20 protein-coding genes and 1 pseudogene are annotated in these 14,803 nt (G+C 65.1%); 16 read left to right on the forward strand and 5 right to left on the reverse strand.

What is annotated here, in order from left to right:
* The first annotated feature begins 349 nt into the window (after window positions 1–349).
* The gene (locus N5I32_RS20620) at window positions 350–754 is read left to right on the forward strand and encodes a single-stranded DNA-binding protein (RefSeq protein ID WP_261497796.1); all 405 of its coding nucleotides are present in this window, start codon (window positions 350–352) and stop codon (window positions 752–754) included.
* A gap of 270 nt (window positions 755–1,024) precedes the next feature.
* Here N5I32_RS20620 and N5I32_RS20625 read toward each other — a convergent pair whose 3' ends face one another.
* Together N5I32_RS20625 and N5I32_RS20630 are read right to left on the reverse strand one after the other, a co-directional pair.
* Complete coding sequence (locus N5I32_RS20625) at window positions 1,025–1,357, reverse strand: YnfA family protein (RefSeq protein ID WP_261497797.1); 333 nt, start codon at window positions 1,355–1,357, stop codon at window positions 1,025–1,027.
* Window positions 1,354–1,794 (reverse strand): MerR family transcriptional regulator, encoded by a 441-nt coding sequence (locus N5I32_RS20630; RefSeq protein WP_261497798.1) that lies wholly within the window; start codon window positions 1,792–1,794, stop codon window positions 1,354–1,356. Before N5I32_RS20630 ends, N5I32_RS20625 begins: the two co-directional genes overlap by 4 nt.
* A gap of 89 nt (window positions 1,795–1,883) precedes the next feature.
* Between N5I32_RS20630 and N5I32_RS20635 the strand changes: the two genes are divergently transcribed.
* Genes N5I32_RS20635 through N5I32_RS20655 form a run of 5 tightly spaced genes read left to right on the forward strand, consistent with a single transcriptional unit; the run spans window position 1,884 to window position 6,359 of the window.
* Complete coding sequence (locus N5I32_RS20635; RefSeq protein WP_261497799.1) at window positions 1,884–4,169, forward strand: heavy metal translocating P-type ATPase; 2,286 nt, start codon at window positions 1,884–1,886, stop codon at window positions 4,167–4,169.
* Between the two features lie 4 nt (window positions 4,170–4,173).
* Window positions 4,174–4,797 carry a methyltransferase family protein gene (locus tag N5I32_RS20640; protein ID WP_261497800.1) on the forward strand — a complete coding sequence of 208 codons (624 nt, stop codon included), beginning with the start codon at window positions 4,174–4,176 and terminating at the stop codon, window positions 4,795–4,797.
* Window positions 4,794–5,279, forward strand: a complete 486-nt coding sequence (lspA, locus tag N5I32_RS20645; protein WP_261497801.1) for a signal peptidase II — start codon at window positions 4,794–4,796, stop codon at window positions 5,277–5,279. Before N5I32_RS20640 ends, lspA begins: the two co-directional genes overlap by 4 nt.
* Window positions 5,266–5,703 carry a disulfide bond formation protein B gene (locus N5I32_RS20650; protein WP_261497802.1) on the forward strand — a complete coding sequence of 146 codons (438 nt, stop codon included), beginning with the start codon at window positions 5,266–5,268 and terminating at the stop codon, window positions 5,701–5,703. The genes lspA and N5I32_RS20650 overlap by 14 nt, the downstream gene beginning before the upstream one ends.
* On the forward strand, window positions 5,700–6,359 hold the full coding sequence (locus N5I32_RS20655) for a DsbA family protein (protein WP_261497803.1): 660 nt from the start codon (window positions 5,700–5,702) through the stop codon (window positions 6,357–6,359). Before N5I32_RS20650 ends, N5I32_RS20655 begins: the two co-directional genes overlap by 4 nt.
* 6 nt (window positions 6,360–6,365) lie before the next feature.
* On the opposite strand, the gene mntR is transcribed toward N5I32_RS20655, so the two are convergent.
* Entirely contained in the window at window positions 6,366–6,818 is a 453-nt protein-coding gene (gene mntR, locus N5I32_RS20660; protein ID WP_261497804.1) for a manganese-binding transcriptional regulator MntR, read from the reverse strand.
* A 121-nt stretch (window positions 6,819–6,939) separates the two neighbouring features.
* Between mntR and N5I32_RS20665 the strand changes: the two genes are divergently transcribed.
* The 5 genes from N5I32_RS20665 to N5I32_RS20685 all read left to right on the forward strand — a co-directional run bounded on the left by N5I32_RS20665 (window position 6,940) and on the right by N5I32_RS20685 (window position 10,513).
* Window positions 6,940–8,265, forward strand: a complete 1,326-nt coding sequence (locus N5I32_RS20665; protein WP_261497805.1) for an Nramp family divalent metal transporter — start codon at window positions 6,940–6,942, stop codon at window positions 8,263–8,265.
* Window positions 8,266–8,356: 91 nt separating this feature from the next.
* Window positions 8,357–8,950, forward strand: coding sequence for an SCO family protein (locus tag N5I32_RS20670; protein WP_107754787.1), 594 nt, complete (start codon window positions 8,357–8,359; stop codon window positions 8,948–8,950).
* Window positions 8,951–8,955: 5 nt separating this feature from the next.
* A complete protein-coding gene (locus N5I32_RS20675; protein WP_261497806.1) occupies window positions 8,956–9,426 on the forward strand; it encodes a copper chaperone PCu(A)C in 471 nt (156 codons plus the stop codon).
* Complete coding sequence (locus N5I32_RS20680; RefSeq protein ID WP_261497807.1) at window positions 9,408–10,007, forward strand: SCO family protein; 600 nt, start codon at window positions 9,408–9,410, stop codon at window positions 10,005–10,007. Before N5I32_RS20675 ends, N5I32_RS20680 begins: the two co-directional genes overlap by 19 nt.
* A 29-nt stretch (window positions 10,008–10,036) precedes the next feature.
* A complete protein-coding gene (locus N5I32_RS20685; protein ID WP_261497808.1) occupies window positions 10,037–10,513 on the forward strand; it encodes a DUF411 domain-containing protein in 477 nt (158 codons plus the stop codon).
* A 19-nt stretch (window positions 10,514–10,532) separates the two neighbouring features.
* Here the strand turns inward: N5I32_RS20685 and N5I32_RS20690 are convergent, their stop codons facing one another.
* A complete protein-coding gene (locus tag N5I32_RS20690; protein WP_261497809.1) occupies window positions 10,533–10,739 on the reverse strand; it encodes a hypothetical protein in 207 nt (68 codons plus the stop codon).
* A 182-nt stretch (window positions 10,740–10,921) separates the two neighbouring features.
* Between N5I32_RS20690 and N5I32_RS20695 the strand changes: the two genes are divergently transcribed.
* From N5I32_RS20695 to N5I32_RS21430, 5 genes and pseudogenes are all read left to right on the forward strand, one after another.
* A complete protein-coding gene (locus N5I32_RS20695; RefSeq protein WP_261497810.1) occupies window positions 10,922–12,121 on the forward strand; it encodes a DUF932 domain-containing protein in 1,200 nt (399 codons plus the stop codon).
* A gap of 128 nt (window positions 12,122–12,249) precedes the next feature.
* Entirely contained in the window at window positions 12,250–12,690 is a 441-nt protein-coding gene (locus N5I32_RS20700; RefSeq protein ID WP_261497811.1) for a JAB domain-containing protein, read from the forward strand.
* Between the two features lie 110 nt (window positions 12,691–12,800).
* Window positions 12,801–13,319: a DNA repair protein RadC gene (locus tag N5I32_RS20705; RefSeq protein ID WP_261497812.1), complete on the forward strand. Its 519-nt coding sequence runs from the start codon at window positions 12,801–12,803 to the stop codon at window positions 13,317–13,319.
* Between the two features lie 101 nt (window positions 13,320–13,420).
* Entirely contained in the window at window positions 13,421–13,912 is a 492-nt protein-coding gene (locus N5I32_RS20710) for a DUF6878 family protein (RefSeq protein WP_261497813.1), read from the forward strand.
* A 10-nt stretch (window positions 13,913–13,922) separates the two neighbouring features.
* Window positions 13,923–14,012: pseudogene (locus N5I32_RS21430) on the forward strand (DUF6915 family protein); the annotation flags it as partial.
* Window positions 14,013–14,160: 148 nt separating this feature from the next.
* Here N5I32_RS21430 and N5I32_RS20720 read toward each other — a convergent pair.
* Window positions 14,161–14,803 (reverse strand): tyrosine-type recombinase/integrase (locus N5I32_RS20720; RefSeq protein WP_261497815.1); only part of this gene is annotated, 643 nt, incomplete at its 5' end.

The following is a 14,803-nucleotide window of genomic DNA, read 5'->3' on the forward strand; positions in this document are numbered from 1 at the left end:
AGGGCAGGGGGGCAAAGGCTGTTGGTCGCGATATCGTCGCCAGTGGGCTGCTGAACTGAGGGGCAGGCTGTTCCGATTGGCAGAGTGACGAGTTCTGGCATGGGCTCCCCGCGCATCTCTGTCTTCTGGGCCATCCCTTCGACTGACAATCCCCTAATCCCGTTCGCTTGCCTGCGCGCAACCCCGCGTCAGACCGGGCCGTGTTGCCCCTTTGGGGCTGCCCGCTCCACCCCGTTCCTCTGGGGGTTTCCGGCGTCCGTGCCGTCCACCGTGCACGCGTCACCCGACGGGCTTTTTCCGGGTCTTGTCGAAGGGACGGTCCCGAAGACAGGAAACACAGGAGCTAACCATGCAGAACATCGTCATCCTCGCCGGCAACATCGGTCAGACCCCCGAAGTCCGTACCACCCAGGGCGGCACCAAGATCACCAACTTCAGCCTCGCCACCTCCCGCCCCCGCCTCTCGGAAGGTCGCGTCCTGCGCGACGAGAACGGCTACCGGGTCATGGACACCGAATGGCACCGCATCACCTGCTTCAATGGTCTCGGCAAGACGGTCGCGGAGCATTGCGAAAAGGGGATGAAGGTCCTCGTCCACGGCCGCATCCACTACACCAAGTGGATCGACAGCATGGGCAACGACCGCTACGGCTGCGAGATCATCGCCGAGAAGGTCGACTTCCTGAGCCGCCCGAAGTCGGCCGAGAGCGAAAACCCCGAGCTGGTCGACCGCGACGACGAGATCCCGTTCTGACGAACGGGGCCTCCCCCTCGGGCACGGCGGGGAAACCCGCCGGGTTCGGGCGATCTCGGCCGTAAGGCGACCATCATCACGCTCGGTCTCGCGCGCCCGAGACCGGGCATTCGTTCATGCCGCAGTATCCCGCGGCTCACTGTGTGATGGGAGCCTCTGGCTGAGAGCCTCGCCTCCGCTTCTCCATCCGGAGCCTCGGATTGTCGCAGGACAAGTCGGTCCGAAGAGGGGTGACGTTCGACCCTTGGCCAGTCTGGACAACGGAACCCCCTACGCCCTCGGCGCGAACAGGATGACGGCGGCACCGGCGAGGCAGATTGCGACGCCGGTCATGTCCCAAGTGTCCGGGCGTTGCTTCTCCACTGCCCAAAGCCAGACGAGCGACGCGGCAATGTACACGCCACCGTAGGCCGCATAAGCGCGCCCTGCGAAATCGGAGGGGGCCAGGGTCAGGAGCCAAGCGAAAACGGCGAGGCTGAGGAGGCCCGGGACCAACCAAAGCGGGCTCGCCCCTTGCCGCATCCAGGCCCAGACGGCAAAGCAGCCCGCAATCTCGGCCAAAGCGGCACCGATGTAGATGGCGAGTGTGCCCGGCGCTGTCATGACGGCACCTCGCTTTCCGGATGGCGGTGATCGGTTGCGCAAAGGGAATGGTCGCTCAATACCTCGATCACCGGGCAATCAGCGATGCTCCCGCCCGCACATTGCACGACCATGCGTTCCAGTTCGGCCTTGAGGGCGGTAAGGCGCGCGAGGCGGCTTTCGACCTCGGCAAGTTGCGCCTTGGCGATGGCATCGGCGGCGGCGCAGGATTGGTCAGGTCTGTCGGACAGGCTGAGCAGGTCGCGGATCGCCTCCAGCGTGAAACCCAGATCGCGGGCGTGGCGGATGAAGGCCAGCCGTTCCTGCGCCTTGTGGCCGTACAGCCGTTGATTGCCTGCGCTGCGCTCGGCTTCGGGCAAGAGGCCGATCTGCTCGTAGTAGCGGATCGTCGGAACCTTCACCCCCGCCGCCTTGCCCAGTTTTCCGATGGTCAGCATCAGATTCCCCTTGAAGCTATAGTTGCTAGAGACATTAGGTTCCTGATTCGATGAAAACAACTGCCCGCACTGCGGCAGGAGGAATGACGATGTCGGAAGCTGCAAGCGAAACGTCCTGTGACTGGACCGTGACGGGCATGGACTGCGGGTCCTGCGCGACCAAGATCAAGGATGCGGTGGCGCGTCTTCCGGGGGTGAGCGGCGTCGAGGTCGGGATCATGACAGAACGCCTGCGGCTGACGCTGGATGAGGCGCAGACCGGGCGGGACAAGATCGAGAAGACCGTCCGGGCGCTTGGCTATCAGATTGCGCCGCGCGCTGCCGGTGCGAAGAAGGATTTTGTGCTGCCCGGCGCCCATGACGGGCACGGCCATGACGATGCGGCACATGAGGGCCACGATCACGCCGAGCACGACCACGGCCCGAAGGCGACCGCCGCAAAGCGCGACGACAGCGGTCACGGCAGCCCCGGCCATGTCCATGACGACCCCGCCGACCGGGGCAAGCGCTGGTATCAGACGGCCAAGGGCAAGCTGGTCATCTTCACCGCGCTTCTGCTGGGTGCAGCCTGGGTCATCGAATATCTTGCGCCCGAGATCGGCAAATGGGCCTTTGTCGCGGCCTGTCTGATCGGCGTGGCCCCGGTGGCGCAGCGTGCCTTTGCGGCGCTCCGGTTGGGGCAGCCCTTTACCATCGAAAGCTTGATGACGATTGCCGCCATCGGCGCGCTGTTCATCAATGCGGCAGAAGAGGCGGCACTGGTCGTATTCCTGTTCGCCGTGGGCGAGGTGCTGGAAGGCGTCGCGGCGGGCAAGGCGCGCGACGGGATCCGGGCGCTGGCCAATCTTGTGCCGAAGACGGCGCAACTCGTTACAGGCGACACCACGCGTGAGGTGCCCGCCGCAAGCCTGACCATCGGCCAGACCGTTCTTGTCCGCCCCGGCGACCGCATTCCGGCGGATGGCGAAATCACCGAAGGCACTTCGGGCGTGGACGAAAGCCCGGTCACTGGCGAAAGCGTGCCCAAAACGCGCGGGCCGGGGGATGCGGTCTTCGCAGGCGCAATCAACACCGAGGCCGCGCTGCGGGTGAAGGTCACCAAGGGCGCGGAAGACAACACCATCGCGCGCATCATCCGTCTGGTTGAGGAAGCCGAGGAGGCGCGCGCCCCGACCGAACGCTTCATCGACCGCTTCAGCCGCTGGTATATGCCCGCCATCGTTGCTGTCGCGGCGCTGGTGGTGGTGGTGCCGCCGCTGGCTTTCGGCCAGCCCTGGGATACCTGGGTCTATCGCGGCCTCGCGCTCCTCCTGATCGGGTGCCCCTGCGCTCTGGTCATCTCGGTGCCTGCCTCCATCGCGTCGGCCATGTCCACCGGGGCGCGCCGCGGGCTTTTGATGAAGGGTGGTGCCGTGATCGAAGCGGCGGCGAAGGTCGATGTCGTGACCTTCGACAAGACCGGAACGCTGACCCATGGCCGCCCACAGGTGACGGATGTGGTGCCGTTCGGGGCAACGACCGAGGCTGAGCTTCTGGCTGTTGCCGCGGGCGTCGAGACGGGGTCGAGCCACCCGCTGGCGATTGCGGTCCTGAACAAGGCCAAGGACGCGGGCGTTTCCGCGCTGCCTTCGCAGGATGCCAAGGCACTGATGGGCAAGGGCGTTGTTGCAACCGTGGGCGGCGCTGTGGCCTACGTGTCCTCACCCCGTTACGCGATAGAAAACGGCGGGCTCGATGGCATCGGTCTTCGGCAGGCCACCATCTTTGAAGAGGACGGCAAGACCGCCGTCGCCGTGTTTCGCGAAAAGACGCCACTCGGTCTGATTGCCATGCGGGACGAGCCGCGAGCTGATGCCAAGGACGCCGTGCGCCAGTTGACGGCGATGGGAGTGACCTCGGTGATCCTGACCGGGGACAACCCTCGAACGGCTGCCGCCATCGCCGGAAGCCTCGGGCTGAAGTTCGAAGCCGACATGATGCCCGAGGACAAGCTCGCCTACATCCGCGAGATCGGCACCCAAGGCGGCGTAATGATGATCGGCGACGGTATCAACGACGCCCCCGCGCTGAAACAGGCGAGTGTCGGCGTGGCGATGGGATCGGGCACCGACGTGGCGCTGGAAACCGCCGATGCGGCGATCCTGCGCGACCGGGTGACGGACATTCCCGCAACGATCCGCCTGTCGCGCGCTGCGATGGCCAATATCCGCCAGAACGTCACTATCGCTTTGGGGCTGAAGGCGGTGTTCCTGGTGACCTCGGTCTTCGGCCTGACCGGCCTCTGGATCGCAATTCTGGCCGATACCGGCGCGACTGTGCTGGTGACGCTGAACGCCCTGCGCCTGCTGCGGTTCAATCCGGAACGGGAGGCGTAAGGCCATGATCTCCGGTTTCGGCTGGGCCGCGCTGGCCCTTCTCTTCGGCTATCTGGCCCTGTTCTTCTGGGGCAGCGCGCTGGCCGCTCAAGCCGCCGGCCGGCCGGTCTGGCTCTTCGCCCGCGCCACAGGGCGCGACCGTCTGGCCGCCATCGGGTTCCGCGTGGCCTTTGCGCTCGCCTTCTTCGGGCCACTTCTCTGGCTCGCCGTGCCTATCCTGCACAAGATCGATCCGCTTTGGACCGAGGGGCGCGCCCTCCTCCTTGGTCTGGTCGGGGTCTTTGTCGCAGGTCTTGGCGGGATGGTCGCCTTTGCCGCGCAGATGTCGATGGGATCGTCATGGCGTGTCGGCGTGGTCGGCGGCGAAACCGGCGATCTGGTCTCGGGCGGGCTTTACCGCTTCAGCCGCAACCCGACCTTTGTGGGGCAAGCGGCGCTGCTGGCGGGTGTTGCCATGGCGGTTCCGGCAATCCCTACAGTCATGGCCTCGCTCCTGTTCCTCTGGTCTGCCAGCACGCAGGTCCGGTCCGAAGAGGCCGCCCTGCGCATGGCAATCGGGCCGGACTATGACCGCTACACCGCATCGGTCCCGCGCTGGATCGGCATGAAGGGCAAGACTGTTCAATGACCAAGGCGATGCTGATTTCCCTGATCGCTGCCGCAGTGGTGGCAGACCAGTTGACCAAGGCAGCGGCACTATCGCTGCTGTCGCAAGGGACGGCGGTCCCTGTCTTTCCGAGTTTCAACCTCTCCCTCGGGTTCAACACAGGCGCGAGCTTCGGCATGATGGGCGGGATAATGGCGGGTAAGCCCCTTCTGATGGCCGCGCTGACGGGCGCACTGACCACCGCCTTCGCCGTCATGGCATTCCGGGCGCAGCACGCGCTGGAACGTGCCGGCTTTGCACTGGTCGTGGGCGGGGCGCTTGGCAACATCATCGACCGGCTGCGACAGGGTGCCGTGACTGATTTTCTCGATTTCTATTGGCGTGACTGGCACTGGCCCACGTTCAACGTCGCCGATACCGCGATCACCCTGGGCGCGGTCCTGATCCTCGCCGCATCTCTTCCCGTTCGCCGCCGCAAGGAGCCGGTTCTTGACCAAAGCTGACTCGGAAACCCTGTCGCGCGACGACCTTGCCTTGACTGCGGCCTTCCTGATTGCGCTGGCGGCCACACTTGGCGCGCTTTTCATCGGTGAGGTGCTGGGCCAGATGCCCTGCACGCTTTGCTGGTATCAGCGCATCGCCATGTTCCCCTTGGTGCCGATCCTTGGCTTGTCACTCTGGCGGGGCGACGGCGTGGCGCGCGCCTACGGCTTGCCCCTGGCCCTCGCCGGGCTGGCGCTGGCGGCGTGGCATTCGGGCCTTTACGCTGGGTTTTTGCCCGCGCCAATCGTGCCCTGCACCGAAAATGGCCCCTCCTGCTCCGGTGAGGCGCAGATGATCCTCGGCCTGCCGATCCCCTATCTTTCTGCGGTCGCCTTCGCGGCGATCCTTGCCTGTCTCATCTTCCCGAAAGGACACCACCCATGAACCGCCGCACCCTTCTGATCGGGGCCTCTGCGCTCGGGCTTGCCGCCTTTGCGGGTGGCGCCTACGTGCTGAACCAGCGCCGCGCCGCCGAGGCGGAAGCGGCAACCGCCGCAGCGCCTACGGCCGACCTGGCGCTTCTGGTCCGGGACTATTCTCCCAGCTTTGGCCCTGCCGATGCGCCCGTCACACTGGTCGAGTTCTTCGATCCGTCCTGCGAGGCCTGCCGCGCCTATCACCCCGTGGTGCAAGAGATCCGGCGGCAGTTCCCCACGCAGGTCCGCGTCGTGCTCCGCTACACCGTCTTCCACGAAGGATCGGACGAGGCCGTGCGCATCCTCGAGGCTGCGCGGATGCAGGACAAGTTCGAGCCGGTGCTGGATGCGCTGCTGGAACAGCAACCGGGCTGGGCCGTGCATGGTTCGCCGCAGCTGGACGTGGCTTGGGAAATCGCCGGGGCCGCGGGGCTCGATCTCGAAAGGGCGGAAAGCGACAAGCTCTTTCCGGGGATTACTGGCATCCTCAACCAGGACGCAGCCGACGTCGAAGCCTTGGCCATTCGACAGACGCCGACCTTCTTTCTGAACGGCAGGCGGCTGGAGAACTTCAGCGCAGACAGCCTGATCGCAGATGTGCGGTTTGCAGTCGAGAACAGCTGAGGCCGATCAGGACCGATTGGCGAAGGCCGCGAAGAGCGCCAGCGTTCGTTCGCTGACGTGATGCTCGATGCCTTCGGCGTCGCGCTCTGCCGTCTCGGGGTCAAGGCCAAGGCTGATCAGGAACCGCAGTACGATCTCGTGCCGCCGCCGGCATTCCTTGGCCAGCGCGCGGCCCGTGTCGGTCAGAAAGACCGACCGATACTTTGCGCGGGTGATCAGCCCGTCGCGCGCGAGACGGTCGAGGGTCTTGCTGACCGTCGGCACCTTCACACCAAGCCGCGCGGCAATGTCTACAGGGCGCGCCTCGCCCTGTTCGTGGATTAGTTCGGCGATCAGCTCGACGTAATCCTCGGCCAGTTCATTCCGCCGTGCCTCGCGCACGCCCTGAAACGCTTCGGTGCGCGGGTCTGCGGGGCCGTCGTGCGGCGCGGTGCGGGCGGTCGGATCCAACTCTGTCATCCCGTTAGTGTCGCACAGGATGGATTGACAAGTAAAGTCGCGGGGCAGATTGTTAGCACTGTCTAACTTTATGCGCCACGTCTTGTTGGGATCGTGACGAAACCCGGGAGCGCCCTAAACCATGTCCACCCCAGCCTGGCGACAAGAGCGCGAGACGCCCTCACTTTCCGAGGTCTTCCGCACCATTGCGGTCGGCAACGGCGGTACCAGCCGGTTCCGCCGGTTCCTCGCCTTCATCGGCCCCGGCTATCTGGTGGCCGTAGGCTACATGGACCCTGGTAACTGGGCGACCTCGCTCGCCGGCGGGGCGGCCTTTGGCTACACGCTGCTGTTCGTCGCCCTGCTGTCGAACATCATGGCGATCCTCCTGCAATCGCTCTGCGCGCGGCTGGCGGTCGCCTCGGGCCGCGATCTGGCGCAGGCCTGTCGAGATGCCTTTCCGAAATGGATGTCCGTGCCCCTCTGGGTCTTCGCCGAGCTGGCCATCATAGCCACCGACCTGGCCGAGGTGATCGGCACCGCCATCGGCCTGAACCTGTTGTTCGGCATTCCTCTGGAGATTGGTATCTTCATCACCGCCGCCGATGTGTTCCTGATCCTGTGGCTGCAGAACAAGGGCTTTCGCTGGATCGAGGCGCTGATCATTTCGCTGATGGCGCTGATTGCTGCCTGTTTCGTCGTTCTGATCGCTCAGGCCGACCCGGTCTGGGGCGAGGTCATCGCCGGGTTCGCGCCCAGCAGCGAGATCGTCAGCAACCCGACGATGCTATACCTCGCGCTTGGCATCATCGGGGCGACGGTCATGCCGCATAACCTCTATCTGCATTCGGGCATCGTGCAGACCCGAGCCTTTGGCATGGACCTGCCCGCCAAGCGCGAGGCCCTGCGGCTGGCGACTTGGGACAGCACCATCGCGCTGATGTTTGCCCTGACGATCAATGCCTCGATCCTGATCCTCGCCGCGGCGGCCTTCTACACCGTCGGCGAAACCGACGTGGCCGAGATCGACAAGGCGCATCTGCTGCTGGAGCCGCTGCTGGGGTCATCACTAGCGCCGGTCCTGTTCGGGGTGGCGCTCTTGTGCGCGGGGCTGAATTCCACGGTTACCGCCACCATGGCCGGGCAGATCGTGATGGAGGGCTTCATCAACCTGCGCATCGCGCCTTGGGCGCGGCGGCTGATCACCCGAGGGCTTGCCATCATCCCGGCAGTCTTCGTGATCCTGCTTTACGGCAGTCAGGGTGTGGGCGAGCTTCTGATCCTCAGCCAGGTCGTGCTGTCGTTCCAGTTGCCCTTTGCCATCGTGCCGCTGGTCATGTTCACCGCCAGCCGCGCCAAGATGGGCGACCTCGTCGCGCCGCGCTGGCTGACAGGGCTCTGCTGGCTTATCGCCGCCGTTATCATCGTGCTTAACGTGAACCTCTTGTCGACCGTGCTCATAGGCTGACCCTTCACCCTTCGGTGACAACACGAAATCGGGCTTGAACCTCAAGCGGCTGGAGGTTCTAGACAGTGCTAACGTGTGAGGCGGGATGCGGATGCGGTTGACAAGGTTACAGAAAATCCTCTGGGCGGCGGCGGGACTGGCCACGCTGGCCTATGGGCTGCTCGTGCTGTTGCCAAACCGTGCGTCGGAGGCTGTCCCGCAAGCCGCTTTCCGACCGACCTTCACGCTGCCGGATGCCGAGGGTCGGGTGCGCACCCCTGCCGAGTTTGCGGGCCAGCATCTTCTGGTCTTCTTCGGCTTCACCAACTGCCCGGACGTCTGCCCGACAACACTTTCCGAAGTGGCGCAGGTGATGGACGATCTGGGCGACGACGCTGCCCTTGTGCAGCCTCTGTTCATCTCGATCGATCCCGAGCGGGATCGCAGACTGGGGCTGGCCGAGTTCACTGCGGCGTTCCACCCGTCGATCATCGGGCTTGCCGGGGACGAGGCACAGACCCGCGCCGCGGCGGACAGCTTCCGCATCTTCTACGCGCGCGAGGGTGATGCCGCCGCCCCCGACGGCTACACCATGTCGCACAGCCCGGCGCTCTACCTCATCGGGCCCGAGGGTGACTGGCTGCGTCAGTTCACCTACGGCACGCCCGCCACCGATATCCTTGCCGACCTTCAACCCAGATTGTGACCGCCATGAAATCCCTGATCCTCTCGGCCCTCCTCACCCTATTCGCCGCCCCCGTGCTGGCCTGCGAAACCTTCACCTTGGGCGATCTGAATATCGAACACGCCTGGTCCCGCGCCACCATCGGCGCGGACCGGCCGGGGGTATTCTATGTCGAGATCACCAACAACGGCAGCACAGATGATGCGCTGATCGGCATCGCGACCCCGGCCGCTGGCATGCCGATGCTGCACGAAACCGTGGTGACCGACGGCATCGCCTCAATGCCACACGCTATGTCGATCCCGGTTCCGGCTGGCCAAACCGTCGAGCTGGCGCCCGGCGGCTATCATGGGATGCTGATGGGCCTGACCACGACACTGGCCGAAGGCGACAGCTTCCCGGTGACACTCTCCTTCCAGAATGCCGGGGAAGTCGTCGTCAATGTCGAGGTTCTGTCGCTACGGGCGGAGGGTCCGGATTGCGACGACGCCAACTGATCCTTGGTCTGGGAGGCGCGAGCGGTGCATTGGCCTTCACGCTCGGCCTCGGCTGGTTGCAAAGCCGCGGCCGCGCGCAGCCGCCCGCCGCGCTTCTGCCACTGCCCATCGGCGAGATGGGCTTTGCCCTGACCAACCATCGCGGTGAACCGGTGCGCCCGGCAGACTGGATCGGCCGCCCGACCATGGCCTTCTTCGGCTTCACCTGGTGCCCCGATGTCTGCCCAACCACCCTCAGCGACATCTCGGGCTGGCTGGATGAGCTCGGGCCCGACGCCGACCGGTTGAACACCGTCTTCATCACCGTCGATCCCGAACGGGATACACAGCAAGTTCTGGCCGACTACCTGGCAAACTTCGATCCACGGATCACCGGCCTGACCGGCTCGCTGGCCGAGGTCGAACGCGCCGTCGCAGGCTTCCGCGCCCGGTTCGAAAAGGTGCCCCGCGACGGGGATTACACCATGGACCACACCGCCGGTGTGTTCCTGTTCCGCGCCGATGGGCGCTTTGCCAGCATCATCGACTACCACGAGGACCGCCGCTTCGCCCTGCCGAAGATCCGCAGGGTTCTGACCTGACAGCCACACCTGTTTTTCCGGAGAGCCACATGACCAACACACCCCTTCTGACCCGCCGCACGATGCTGCTGTCCGGCCTCGCCGTCGCGACTTTCGCGGCCAGTCCGGTGCGCAGCGCGGGCCCGTCGATCCATGTCGTCAAGGGAACCGGCTGCGAATGCTGCAACGCCTGGGTCGCCTATCTTCGGGACGAGGGTTTCACCGTGACGGACGAGGAGCGCTACGGCACGCTCCTGATGACCTACAAGGCCGAAGTGGGTGTGCCTCAAAGAATGATCTCCTGCCACACAGGGATGATCGAGGGCTATGTGCTCGAAGGCCATGTCCCTGCGGCCGATATCAGGCGCCTGCTTGAGGAGCGGCCGGATGCGATCGGGCTTGCCGTTCCAGGGATGCCCTATGGATCGCCCGGGATGGGACCTGAAAGTCAGCGTGAGGCCTACGACGTCCTGCTGATCGGCCGCGATGGCTCAACCGAGGTCTTCACCCGCTATCTGGCCGCCTGACAATTGTGTCGGCCGTGCTTCATGCCGCCTTCGGCCAACGGCGATGCAGGTTGTCGAAGAAGACGGCATGGGTGTGGTGGGGCCCGTGTTCTGACAGGTGGAGATAATCGGCGGGCAGGTCAGGAAGGTCGTTCCGCAAGATCGTCTGATCGTTCGCGGGCCAGAGGCGCAGCACCGCAACGAGACCAGCCGCACCGATGAGCGCCGTGACGCACAGACCGGGCACCGGCGCCGATCCCGCCGGCCAGCGGGTAGGTGACCAGCCAGCAGGCGAGCGAGAGGGCGAAGCTGCCATTCATGATGACCTTAGCGACTGACCGCCTTCTAGAGTGAGAGGAGTGCCGGTTTCCCGGTGACGGGTTGAGGGTTGGGAGAGTGGCTCCCGGCGCCCGTCGCGGGAGATAGCCGATGGGCGTTGTGGAAGTTCTGGATCCGGTCGCACCGACGCGGGCTGGTGGCTGGAAAGTGGATGTGAGCCGGGGGGAGCGGAATGGGCGGGTATCGTCTGAATGGTTCAACCGGCCGGATGACGAGCGGTATCTGTCGCTCGACGATCTCTGGGCCAATGTGAAGGGCCGATCCGAGCGCAGCCGCAGCCGGGTGGTGCAGACAGCGGACATCCGCGTCGAGGCCGCGCGCGACAATCCGGAGCGGTTGCACCTGATGCTGCCGAAGGCGCATGAGCCGGTCGCGCCGACGCACTGGGCCTTCGGCCAGCTTGCCAGCATCGTGGGGGCGCCTGCGTCCTACCTGCGGCAGCTGCCCGCGCCGCTGGCGGGCATCAACCTGCAGTATGGCTTGACCAACCACCGGGCCGAGCAGGTGAAGACCTTCGAGACCGAAGATGGTCGCACCGAACTGCGCGCGGTGACCGGCCCGGACTATGGCCGGATCCACGATTTCGAACTGGTCGAGGCGGTGCAGCGCATCGCGGGCAATGGCACGGGCGACACGCGCTGGAAGGTGCCGGGCGTGCTCGACTGGTCGACCGGGGTCTACAACCCCGATGTCGAGATCAGCCGGGACACAACCACGCTCTATGCCTCGGACCGCGACGTCTTCCTGTTCCTGGTTGACGACCACAACCCGATCGAGGCGGGTCGGTTGCCCGACGGCTCCCCCGATCTCTACTTCCGGGGCTTCTACTGCTGGAACTCCGAAGTAGGGGCAAAGACCCTCGGCATGGCGAGCTTTTACCTGCGGGCGGTGTGCCAGAACCGCAACCTCTGGGGCGTCGAGGATTTCCAGGAGATCACCATCCGCCACTCGAAATACGCCGCCTCGCGCTTTGCCCATGAGGCCGCCCCGGCGCTGACGCGGTTCGCCAATTCCTCGCCGCAGGGCTTCGTGAACGGCATCAAGGCGGCGCGGCAGCAGATCGTGGCGCGGACGGACGAGGATCGCGATGACTTCCTGCGCAAGCGCGGCTTTTCCAAAGCGGAGTCGGGCAAGATCATCGAGAAGGTGCTGATGGAAGAGGGCCGCCCGCCCGAGAGCATTTTCGACTTCGTGCAGGGCATCACGCGGCTTGCGCGCGACAAGACCCAGCAGGACGCCCGCCTCGACATGGAAGGGCGCGCCAAGAAGCTTCTCGACCGGGTCGGCTGACGCCGGGCCCGACAACGCGACCGCCCTCGCGCGCGGCGGTCGCGCTTTCCCTTTCCACATGCACGCCACTGGCCCCGACCCGAGAGGGCAGGGGGCTTCGGAGTGCGCAATCAGCGAGACCCCACCCCATGACCCCCCAGGAAGAAACCATCGTCCTCGAGGCCCGTGACATCCTCGGCCGCTACCTCAGTCAGAACCCGGTCATCGGCAGCTGGCAGGCGCTGATGGACTATTGCGCGCTGACTGTCCGCGGCCCGGTCGAGCGCTTCCACGTCCTCTATCTCGACCGCAAGAACCGGATCATCTCCGATGAGCTTCTCTCAACCGGCACGGTCGACCATGTCCCGGTCTATCCGCGCGAGGTGATCAAGCGGGCGCTGATGCTGAACGCCAGCGCCCTGATCCTGATCCACAACCATCCTTCGGGCGATCCGACGCCGTCGGAGGCCGATCTCAGCATGACCAAGGAGATCCAGAAGGGGTGCAAGTATCTCGGATTGACGCTGCACGACCACATCATCGTGGGTGCCGGGACCGAACTGAGCCTCCGGGCTCTCGGCAAGCTCTGACGCGTCCTTCCGACCTGCTACCGCCGCCCCTTCGAGGAAGAGGGCGGCGGTTTGATCTTTGACGGATGAGGCGGGGAGAGAGGCTTCCTGCGCCGTCGGAGGTTTCTCCCATGCTCGACTTGCCCTTGCCGATCCAGCCGACCGCCTACGTGCGTGGCGTCCCGCCGCATTTTCCCTCGGGCGAGGCTGACCCCAGTCACCCCTTCGCCCTGACCCTGTCGCGCCGCGCACCGGCTGATCTCATGTCGGGCCGCGCCGCCCCGCTCGTCCTCTCCCGTTTCGCGACGCTGGCCGAGGCCATGCAGGGCGCGATGGACCATGCCGAGGGGATGGCTCCGGATACCGCGCCCGAGCTTCTGGCGATCCTCGACCGCGACGAGCGCCTTGTGCTGGCCGGGGCCGCCAGCGACCACGCTGTCGCATGGTGCCACCCGGTGACGAGCGCGGCCGAGGCGCGCGGCGTGGTGACCGAGGCAAGCCAGCTGCGCGCGCAGGCGGGCCGCGCGGCTGCTTGGGGCGAGCCGGATCTGGCGCAGCGGCCGCGCCACCGCGCCGATCTTCTCGATGCGCGGCTTGTCGATCCGCTCTGGCGCGCCTTCGCCACCCGGGCGCTGCAGGTCGCGGCGTGAGGCCTGAGAGGCAGAGATGGGCAGGGGGGATTTGGAGCTTGTCCGGAGGAGAGAGATCGCCCGGACCGGCTTCGATCCCTTCCCCCTACAGGAGACATCTGATGACCCTGACTGAACCCACCCTCGCGCCGCCGATGGCGCCCTCGACCGTCGACATGGCGCAGATCTTCGCGGTGCATGCCGAACGCGCGGCCCGGATCGACGCGCTGCGCCCCGGCAACAAGGACCGCCTCTTCGATGGCCTCATGGCCGCCGGCATCACCCATGTCACCGTAACCTTCGACGGTGCCGGGGACAGCGGCCAGATCGAAAGCATCGGCGCATGGTCCGGCGAGACCGCCGTCGATTTCCCCGCAACCGAGATCGAATACGCCGCGCTGACCTGGGACGACCCCGAGGTCGAGATGCGCAGCCTGTCGTTGGAGAATGTCGTCGAGCAACTCGCCTACGGCTTTCTCTCCGACTCCCATGGCGGTTGGGAGAACAACGACGGCGCCTGGGGCGAGTTCTGCTTCGACGCCGCGGCCCGCTGCATCCATCTCGAGTTCAACGAGCGGTACACCTCTTCCGAACTCTACACGCATGATTTCTGAGGGGGCGGCGATGGCACATCCCTACCACCACGCGCTGTCCTCGGTGAAGAAATGGGGCGGCACGGTCGACGACTTCATCGCGGTGCATGCCTGGTTAGATGTTATCTGGACAGGCAAGGCTTTTCTCGACCTGTCGGGTAGCGATAGTCCATAGGAGGGGCCCCGCCGTCCGCTCCGCGCGGATCAAAGCGCTGGCGGTGCGGACGGCGGGGAGGTTCCTGTGGTCTATCGCGGAGACGCTGCGGAACTCACGGTTCAGTCGGTTCATCCAGATCCACCAATAGGCGCTCTATGCGCGCCGCAATACCGATGTGCCGTTCGATCTCGCGCTGCCAGCCCCGTTCTCTGGCATCTGTCGCAAGTGTCAGTTCGAGCTTCCGTCTTTCTCGAAGCCTGCCAGCGTAAGCTTTGCTGGTCACGAATTTTGCGCAGCTGAGATAGAGGTCACATTCACATGGCCCCTCAGAGGGTAGGCGTAGACAGTGGCCAAGTTCCAGTTCTGTCTTGATAAAGTTTGATTTCAGCCAGTCGATTGCCGAGCACGATAATTTTCCCGCGCGTATTGCTTCGGCACCGGGACCAGCGATCATTTCACCGGGGCCAAGCACACTACGATAGTCACGTAGGACTTCGGCGTCGCTGATCCGTGCGTAGACCATGGACATGTGCGGCGTCTGATGCCCTAAGACGCTCATGATGGTGTGCAACTTGGCACCTCGTTCGGCGAGTTGCGTGCCCACAGTATGACGAAACCGATGGCTGGTAACTGTCGGCTTTCCATCTTGATCGACCAGTCCGGCGAGTCTGCACATCTGATTGAGGGGGTATTGCAGCAAATAGTCTGCCGACATCCGCCCGCTGCGGCGAAAGAAGACATAACGAACCAAGTCG

The sequence above is a fragment of the Albidovulum sediminis genome (genome assembly GCF_025380365.1).
Lineage (GTDB): Bacteria > Pseudomonadota > Alphaproteobacteria > Rhodobacterales > Rhodobacteraceae > Albidovulum > Albidovulum sediminis.